At 47.0% G+C, this 8,729-nt stretch carries 6 protein-coding genes; 5 read left to right on the forward strand and 1 reads right to left on the reverse strand.

What is annotated here, in order from left to right; translation table 11 throughout:
- Positions 1 to 111: 111 nt before the first annotated feature.
- From ACO0LL_RS23065 to ACO0LL_RS23085, 5 genes are all read left to right on the forward strand, one after another.
- Positions 112 to 1,755, forward strand: a complete 1,644-nt coding sequence (locus ACO0LL_RS23065) for a CTP synthase (RefSeq protein ID WP_422953157.1) — start codon at positions 112 to 114, stop codon at positions 1,753 to 1,755.
- Positions 1,756 to 2,210: 455 nt separating this feature from the next.
- Positions 2,211 to 3,494, forward strand: coding sequence for a phosphopyruvate hydratase (gene eno, locus ACO0LL_RS23070; protein ID WP_186946653.1), 1,284 nt, complete (start codon positions 2,211 to 2,213; stop codon positions 3,492 to 3,494).
- A 105-nt stretch (positions 3,495 to 3,599) separates the two neighbouring features.
- Positions 3,600 to 3,917, forward strand: coding sequence for a cell division protein FtsB (gene ftsB / locus ACO0LL_RS23075; protein ID WP_422953158.1), 318 nt, complete (start codon positions 3,600 to 3,602; stop codon positions 3,915 to 3,917).
- Between the two features lie 256 nt (positions 3,918 to 4,173).
- The gene (locus ACO0LL_RS23080) at positions 4,174 to 6,561 is read left to right on the forward strand and encodes a hypothetical protein (RefSeq protein WP_422953159.1); all 2,388 of its coding nucleotides are present in this window, start codon (positions 4,174 to 4,176) and stop codon (positions 6,559 to 6,561) included.
- Between the two features lie 58 nt (positions 6,562 to 6,619).
- A complete protein-coding gene (locus ACO0LL_RS23085) occupies positions 6,620 to 7,732 on the forward strand; it encodes a hypothetical protein (protein WP_422953160.1) in 1,113 nt (370 codons plus the stop codon).
- A gap of 122 nt (positions 7,733 to 7,854) precedes the next feature.
- On the opposite strand, the gene ACO0LL_RS23090 is transcribed toward ACO0LL_RS23085, so the two are convergent.
- Complete coding sequence (locus tag ACO0LL_RS23090; protein WP_422953161.1) at positions 7,855 to 8,577, reverse strand: hypothetical protein; 723 nt, start codon at positions 8,575 to 8,577, stop codon at positions 7,855 to 7,857.
- Positions 8,578 to 8,729: the final 152 nt, after the last annotated feature.

Consider the following 8,729-nt stretch of genomic DNA (forward strand, 5'->3'; position numbering starts at 1 on the left):
ATCTGCCGGCTCCTGAAATTTCAAGCTAATTGCGAGCGGGAATTCTCGCACATCACGGCTTAGTGATGTATAATTCGAATTTCCCGCTTGTGCCGTTCGGCACCTTCTGCAATGACTAAGTTTGTATTCGTTACGGGGGGCGTAGTCTCCTCTTTAGGCAAGGGTATTGCCGCTGCCTCTCTCGCTGCGATCCTTGAATCGCGCGGTCTCAAAGTCACTATGCTCAAACTTGATCCGTACATTAATGTGGATCCAGGTACCATGAGCCCATTCCAGCATGGCGAAGTTTTCGTGACCGATGACGGCGCTGAAACTGATCTGGATCTGGGGCACTATGAGCGCTTCATCACGGCCAAAATGAAAAAGGTGAATAACTTCACCACTGGTCAGATTTATGAATCCGTTATCCGCAAAGAACGTCGTGGCGAATATCTGGGCAAGACTGTGCAAGTTATCCCGCACATCACCAATGAAATCCAGGAATTCATCCATCGTGGCGCTGCCGGTGCTGACGTTGCTCTGGTTGAAATCGGTGGTACGGTCGGTGATATCGAATCCCTGCCTTTCCTCGAAGCTGCCCGTCAACTGAGCCTGCGCGCTGGCCGCAATGCCGCTGCCTTCGTGCATCTGACACTGGTGCCGTATGTTGCCGCTGCCGGTGAATTGAAAACCAAGCCTACCCAGCACAGTGTACAAAAACTGCGTGAAATTGGTATTTTCCCTGATGCCTTGCTGTGCCGTGCTGACCGTCCTATCCCTGATGATGAACGCGCCAAGATTTCCCTGTTCGCCAATGTGGCTGAAGAAGCAGTGATCTCTGTATGGGATGCAGATACCATCTATAAGATTCCACAGATGTTGCACGACCAGGGTCTGGATAAAATCGTTTGCGATAAACTGGGCTTGTCACCAAAACCAGCTGATCTGGCGATGTGGGACAAATTGATTTATGCGCTGGAAAATCCGAAAGAAGAAGTCACTATCGGTATGGTCGGTAAATATGTTGATCTGACAGAGTCGTATAAATCTTTGACAGAAGCCTTGCGTCATGCCGGTATCCACACTGAGAGCCGTGTGAATATTGAGTATGTTGATTCTGAAGAAATCGAAGCGCACGGTACCAAGTCACTGGAAAAATACGATGCCATCCTGGTGCCAGGTGGTTTTGGCAAACGCGGCGTAGAAGGCAAGATTCTGGCAGCCCGCTATGCTCGTGAAAATAAAATACCTTACCTGGGCATTTGCCTGGGTATGCAAGTTGCTCTGATTGAATATGCCCGTAACAAGGCCGGCCTGAGCATGGCAAACTCGACAGAATTTGATGCAGAGACAGAACAGCCAGTGGTTGCCCTGATCAATGAATGGCAAAACCATGATGGTAAAGTCGAGACACGGGATGAAAATTCTGACCTTGGCGGCACTATGCGCCTGGGTGCACAAACTTGTGCGGTTATTTCTGGTACGCTGGCTTCAGAGATTTATGGCAATGTCGTGACTGAGCGTCATCGTCATCGCTATGAAGCCAATAATCATTATCTGGGGCGCGTTGAGGCAGCTGGTTTGATCGTTTCTGCCCGTACGCCGACAGAAGATTTGTGCGAAATCATGGAATTGTCACGTGATGTGCATCCCTGGTATCTGGGTGTGCAATATCACCCTGAGTTTAAATCGACGCCGCGTGATGGTCATCCTTTGTTTATATCTTTCGCCAGGGCGGCGATAGATCATAAAAAGGCGCAGGGTAACAAGGCATGAGATGTAAGGGATTTGATGCAGACCTCCAGTCGGGTAGTTTGAATGCTGGTTTGTCTGTTATCTGCAAATTCTGATTAAAAAGGCGAGCCACTTTTGCGGCTCGCCTTTTTTGCAAGATGGTATGTAGTTGCCTGAAAGAATGTTGTTGGCAGGCCCCGGAGACTGTACTGACGGGGATATGCCAGGGTTTTTGAGCCTGCTTTTGCATGATTTGATCTGTAGTGAAGGTTTTTTTGCTTATCAGCGTAAAAAGCCGCAAGAATAAAGTTTTGTCCGGCTTGAAGTGTTGCCGTAATGGGGTATCATCTGCACCATTATTTTGGCTGTAATAAAGTCATACAGCTGCCAGCTTTATTTATCTGTCGGCATATCCAGCCAACAGATGTTTTGCAAATCAGATTCGTATTAATTTGTTAGATATTTTGTTCGATATTTTGATTGTTTAGGAGAATTGAATGAGTGCCATCGTTGACATTATCGGTCGTGAAATTCTGGATTCGCGCGGTAACCCAACTGTTGAATGTGATGTCTTGCTGGAATCTGGTGTCATGGGCCGTGCTGCTGTGCCTTCAGGCGCATCCACAGGTTCCCGCGAAGCCATAGAGCTGCGTGATGGCGACAAGTCGCGCTATTTGGGCAAGGGCGTCTTGAAAGCCTGCGAACACATCAATACCGAAATCGCTGAAGCCATCATGGGCCTGGATGCGAATGAGCAGGCATTCCTGGATCGTACCCTGATCGATCTGGACGGCACTGAAAACAAGAGCCGCCTGGGTGCAAATGCCATGTTGGCCGTGTCCATGGCTGTCGCCAAAGCTGCCGCTGAAGAAGCTGGCCTGCCACTGTACCGTTATTTTGGTGGCTCAGGCGCGATGCAATTGCCAGTACCGATGATGAACGTCATCAACGGTGGTGCACACGCTGACAATAATCTGGATATTCAAGAGTTCATGATCATCCCGGTTGGTGCGCCAACTTTCCGCGAAGCAGTTCGCTATGGTGCAGAAGTATTCCATGCACTGAAAAAAATCCTGCACGACAAAGGTCTGACGACAGCGGTTGGTGATGAAGGTGGTTTTGCACCTTCCGTCGATAATCACGAATCTGCCATCAAACTGATTATCCAGGCGATAGAAGCTGCTGGCTACGAGCCAGGCACGCAAATCGCTCTGGGCCTGGATTGCGCTGCCAGCGAATTCTACAAAGACGGCAAATACCACCTCGAAGGTGAAGGCCTGACTTTGTCTTCCGCCGACTTTACCAATCTGCTGGCAACCTGGGTAGATAAATATCCTATCATCTCCATCGAAGACGGCATGGCTGAAGGCGACTGGGACGGCTGGGCTATCCTGACTGAAAAACTGGGCAAGAAAGTCCAGATCGTTGGCGATGACTTGTTCGTCACCAATACCAAGATCCTGAAAGAAGGCATACAAAAAGGTATCGCCAACTCCATCCTGATCAAAATCAACCAGATTGGTACTTTGACAGAAACTTTTGCTGCGATCGAAATGGCAAAACGTGCTGGTTATACAGCCGTTATTTCCCATCGTTCCGGTGAAACAGAAGACAGCACTATTGCCGATATCGCCGTTGGTACCAATGCCTTGCAAATCAAGACCGGTTCTTTGTCCCGTTCTGATCGTATGGCAAAATACAACCAATTGCTGCGTATTGAAGAAGATTTGGGCGAAATTGCCAGCTACCCTGGTCGCGACGCCTTCTATAATCTGAAGTAATCTGGTATCGTGCAAATAAAAAGGGGAACGGAGTTCCCCTTTTTCTTGTAGGTCTGCTTTTGGAAACAGATTAGTTTTGTTTTTATTATTTTGCTTTAATTATCCGTGCGTTTGATAGCTCTTTCCTTTGCTGCCCTGTTGATGTTGATCCAATACCCGCTGTGGTTGGGTAAGGGGGGCTGGTTGCGTGTCTGGGAGTTGGACAGGCAGGTAGCGCAGGTCAAAGGAAATAACGAAAAATTAAAAGAACGCAATGGCAAGCTCGAATCCGAAGTACAGGATTTAAAAAACGGTACAGACGCGGTCGAAGAGCGCGCCCGCTTTGAACTCGGCATGATCAAGAAGAACGAAATTTTCGTACAGATACTTGATGCCAACTCACCTGCTTCAACGACTGCACAGCCTGACCAGGTCAAGCGCTGATTGTATTAATGGTCAGCCAGATGTGGCTGCGCTACCGCATTACAACTCACTTACACCTCATTTACATCCCATATATTTATAACCACATATTTGTTCGTCTTATGTGTAGCCAAACGGCTTTCTGGTGTTAGAATCACCAGTCTTTTTTGCATTTACATTTCGTAACAAAATTGCAGATATTGCATTTTCTGAGATGCCAGCTGCATTTTGTACTTTTTATGCATGTGCGCTTTTGCGCTCAAACTTCAATTACTTCATGAAAAATAACAAGTATCAATTTTTTATTCCCGTCTTATTGTCAGCATTGCTCAGTGCTTGTGGTGGTGGAAGTGGAGGCGGTAGTACCGTCAGCAATAACGCGAATGGCACCACAGTAGCTGTCAGTAACAGTGGTCGTCAATTTATCGGCGTAGTCGCAAAGGGACGCATCGTTGGTGCGCACGTATCAGCCTTTAGTCTTGATCAGGCCGGTAATAAATCTGCCAGTTCTTTTGCGACAGCTACTACCGGCGCTGACGGCAGCTATGCGATATCGGTATCTGGCAGTGTTGCCAGTTTCCTCATCGAAGTAAGTGCTGCGCCTGGCGCAATAATGTATGACGAGGCTACCCAGGCAGACTTGCCTTTTCCTGAAGACTTGAAGTTGCGCAGCGTTGTCAAGCAAGGTAGCAGTCCTGAACCAGTATATTGGGGTAGCGTTACGCCGCTGACAGAATTGATCGTTCAGGTTGCAGAAAAAGCGGGCGGACTGACACCAACAAACATAGACCGGGCCAGGGCAGGTGTACAGGCCTTGCTGGGTTTTGACCCGCAAAGGGTGCTGGCAATCCACACGACTGCAGATGCATCGCAAGATACTTATGTTGATGAAAAAATTCAGGGCCTGAGCCTGACTGCCATTTCGCAACTGGCACTGGACAAGGCTCTTTCCTGCGACGCTGCAAACCAGGGTAGCCGTGTAGCTTGCGTGGTAAAACAAATCGCCTCTGCTGGCAAACTGGATGGCAATGATTTTATATTGCGAGAAGATGTACGTGCCGCTTTGCGTGCCAGCTTTGAAAAAGTCGCACAAGATGAAAGCCTCAACAAATCAGGCAAAAACTCAGTAGCTGGTACCAGTGCGTTTACTGCGAATAGTCTGCCAGCACCCGCTCCTGAACAGGACAAGATCGCTGCAACCAAACAATTATTTAGCAGCTTGCGCAATAACATTTATGCGGTATCGAATTCACAGCAAAATGGTGGCCTGGATTTGCGCCTCAATGCTGTCAAGTCCGACTTTGAAAAAGCGACGCAACCGCTGGACAAGGATTTGCTGATCTGGTCCAAAACCATCACGGAAGGTATAGATCAATTCAATAAATACAGGAACGGTCAGACCAATGCAACTGCGGTCAATGGCCTGTTCTATGGGCAAACTGCATTGTGGAGTGTTTATCAGAATATCGGCAATCTGGGCGATTGCACTGTCATGCGTGATGCCTTGAATGTGGCAACTACACCTGCGCAAGCTGCAGGCATAGAATGCCGTTTCTCGCGCTTTATACTGCCGGGCACCTATAAATATGCTTATCAATATCAGGTTGAGTGGGTGGAATTGGTAGATCGTATCTGGCTGGAACCAGTGGCAAATGACGTCACCCGTTTTAACTACAAATCTGAACTGGTACAGCAAAAAGCAGTGTTCGTCTGGAATGAAGGTAAGAATGATTTCCTCAGAAGACCAGTTAATCCTGCAGACGTAGTTGCCACGTATGGCAATTCAAATGATGCATACACTGGTCAGATGAGTATTGCCATGGAAGGCAACAAGCTATATGCCTTCACGGTTGAAGGCAAGATGCCACCACGCACGAATAGCGCTGGGCAGTTGATTTCAGATTTTGAGCGCTGGAGTCTTCGCACGGACCGCAATCAAACCGTCGATGGCAATTTCCGCTATGACTTTAGTGGTGAGCTTAAATCTTATGTCAAAGATCAGGTAAGTTCACGTCTGTCACTGGATAAAGGTTCTTACGCAATTGTTGCCTTGAGTTACAAAGGTAATCTGCAAAAAAATGGCATCAAAGAATTCAATCTGGCGATTACGGCTGAAGCTGGTAATAGCAAAGTGCATGGCGAGATAAAAATCGGAAATGCATCTGCCGACAAGAATGGCCTCAGCTATCAACCAAATCGTATTGATTTTATAGGTAGCATCAGCAATGCCACAGGCCTTGCAAATGCACTGGAGATTTTCAACGGTCAATTGACGGTAGAGCGCTTTGCCTACGGCAGCTTCGATAGCAACAAGCCCGAGTCAGCAAATAATTTTGTGCGCAAGGCAGTAGCATTGTCAGGCGTTATACAGGTGCCAGAACGCCCGCCATTAAAATTGAATGTGACTGGCAGTAATGACGCTTTCGGTAGTAACAGTATTTTTGCGCAATATCTGGATGGCAGTAGTGTCATCAATGCGCAAATGAGTGAGAGCATTGGCAAGCCCCGCGTTGTGCGCGTCAGTAGCTCGTCCGGTGTTTCTTTTGATGTGTATGGCAAGAATGAAGTTGCCGACATCCTCAAAGATGGCAGCAAGGTAGGCTGGCTGGATATCAAAGTAGGCCGTATCAGCTATGTTGATGGTAGCTTTGAAACCATCCGATAGTTTGTATATTGTTTGACGGCCCGCTGCATGTCAGCGGGCTATTTTTTTTGAGTAAGCCATGTTTTCTTCCCGTCTGATATTTTCCTTATTCTGCGCATCAATTACCCAGCAGGCATATGCTCTGGATGTGCTTTCCCCACAAAAGAACGATGAGGGCTGGCAGGTATTTTCCAATGTGGATTTGTGGGAAGCCTCAGACTTCATGCCCACCCGCAAAATCGAAGGCGACTGGAATACAGATTTTTCTCCCAAAGATGGTCAGAATGTCAGTCTGCGTCGTTTGCGGGCAGAGCTGGGTGTGGGTTATAAAGAGTGGCGCTTAAATCTGGAAGCCCGCCAGGAAGGCATGCTTAAAGCCAGCGCATCCACCCTGGCATTTGTGAAGGCATACAAGCAAGCTGGTTTGCCACAACAAGCTGTCAATTATCAACTGGCTGCCCAGCTGGAAAGCTGGTCAGGCTTTGGCCTGAGGGCAGGGCGCTGGTTTGATTTTGGTGGTGTGTATCAACCGCGCTTCTTTGCCAGTGCCGTGTATTACATGAATCCGCAATACCGCTCTACACAGGCAACAGGTGCGGCCAGTTATGTCGATAATCAACACTACAGTTTTTCTGCTAGCGAGCTGGATGTGAATAGCCGCTACCAATATTTGTTCCAGCAATTTGAGCCTGAAGCCAGGGGCTACAGCTCCAGCCTTGCCATGGATTGGCAAATCAATCCTGCATGGCGTGTGCAATATCAACTGGAAGATGTATTCAATCGCTTTGCCTGGAAAAATTTGCCAGAGCTACAGCAAAGCCTGAGCTCTGCCGTCGTGCAATATGACAGCAAAGGCTATCTGAACTATCAGCCTCTGCTACAAGGCGTCAACCGTCAGAGGACGCGCTCGATCTCAGTGCCACAAACGCATACAGCGCGACTCGCTTACCAAAACCAGCAATGGGAATTTGCCGCGCAAGTCCGGCATTTTTATGGCGTAAATCTACCAGTGTTGAGTGTCGCCAATCATTCTGCCTATGGTCGTTTTGATGCCAGCTTTGATACGCGTTATAAATCAGTTGGCATAGGCTGGAGCAATCAATTTGTCGGTGTGCATTTGCAGACAGATAATCTGAATTTGAGTAGTGCCAAAGTGTTGGGTCTGGGTGTGCAGGCACGTTATCAATTCTAAACCCTACATATTTATGTCGGATATTGGTAACTGCTTAAGATTTTGTAATTCTCAACTCAATTTATTTGATAGTAAAACAGAGTAAGTTGGTTCTTGGCGATCAAGTGACAAAACACTGTATTCTATATATTTGGTAGTAAGCGAGGATCAAAGGTGGTTTTATTAATTTCTTTGTGATTTACACGTTCAAACAATCTGAGCAGCGCGGCCCCTCTAAGAAAAATAGCTGCTTCTGGAGTGCCTTTACCTTCGGCGCTGATGTGTTCGTCAAACTCAGCGGTAGCTCCAGCAATGGCTATCAAGAATAAATTCAAATCATCATTAATAATAGCCAAAAGCGCTTGCGGTAAAAATTGCCCAAACGATAAACTCGAATTCTTAATGAGACGCAGTGTCAGTTTTCTTGCACTATCTTTTTCGTCTTGAAGAAGTGCTGCGATTGCGCTGATAAATTCAACTCGTGAATCAGATTGCTGCACTGTAAATGATAGTATGTCTCGCGCTAGGTTAGGTGTGCGTGATTCATTTAATATCAAGCTAACACATAATATTTCCTCGCTGGTTTCGTAAACATATTTGGCATTAACTTGTGAAAAATACCTGTCATCGAAGAATAATTGAAATCGTAGCAAAGTCTCATGATACGCAGCTAGAAAACCTTTGAAATCCCCGGAAGCGTAAGCTAAAGCACCTAAATTTAGGCTATTTCTTAAATGAAGTGCCAGCAGGCGTCCATCTTGCAGCAAACCCGAATTGATAGCAGCCAATACTTTTGGTGATATCTTGCTGAGGATTTTCTCCCATCGTTCAAGATCTTCTTTTTTTATATGTGGGATTGTCTGCATGATTTAAACTTGGCGATTACGAATCATAAATAAATAAGGTAATCCCCCGGCTCTGCCGGGGGACTCCTCAAGGTTTGACCTATACGGCGGTCGGTTTGAAACTTCTATCTCTACCAAAAGAAGGAGTTTCAAGATGAAAGAGTATCAAAGTT

This window comes from Undibacterium sp. TC4M20W (genome assembly GCF_049340245.1).
In the GTDB taxonomy this organism is placed as follows: Bacteria; Pseudomonadota; Gammaproteobacteria; order Burkholderiales; family Burkholderiaceae_D; genus Undibacterium.

Bases quoted from the DNA above. Each gene is read 5' to 3' on its own strand.
- ACO0LL_RS23090 (WP_422953161.1), bottom strand. From the start codon at position 8,577: ATGCAGACAATCCCACATATAAAAAAAGAAGATCTTGAACGATGGGAG.
- ACO0LL_RS23065 (WP_422953157.1), top strand. From the start codon at position 112: ATGACTAAGTTTGTATTCGTTACGGGGGGCGTAGTCTCCTCTTTAGGC.
- ACO0LL_RS23085 (WP_422953160.1), top strand. From the start codon at position 6,620: ATGTTTTCTTCCCGTCTGATATTTTCCTTATTCTGCGCATCAATTACC.
- ACO0LL_RS23080 (WP_422953159.1), top strand. From the start codon at position 4,174: ATGAAAAATAACAAGTATCAATTTTTTATTCCCGTCTTATTGTCAGCA.
- eno (WP_186946653.1), top strand. From the start codon at position 2,211: ATGAGTGCCATCGTTGACATTATCGGTCGTGAAATTCTGGATTCGCGC.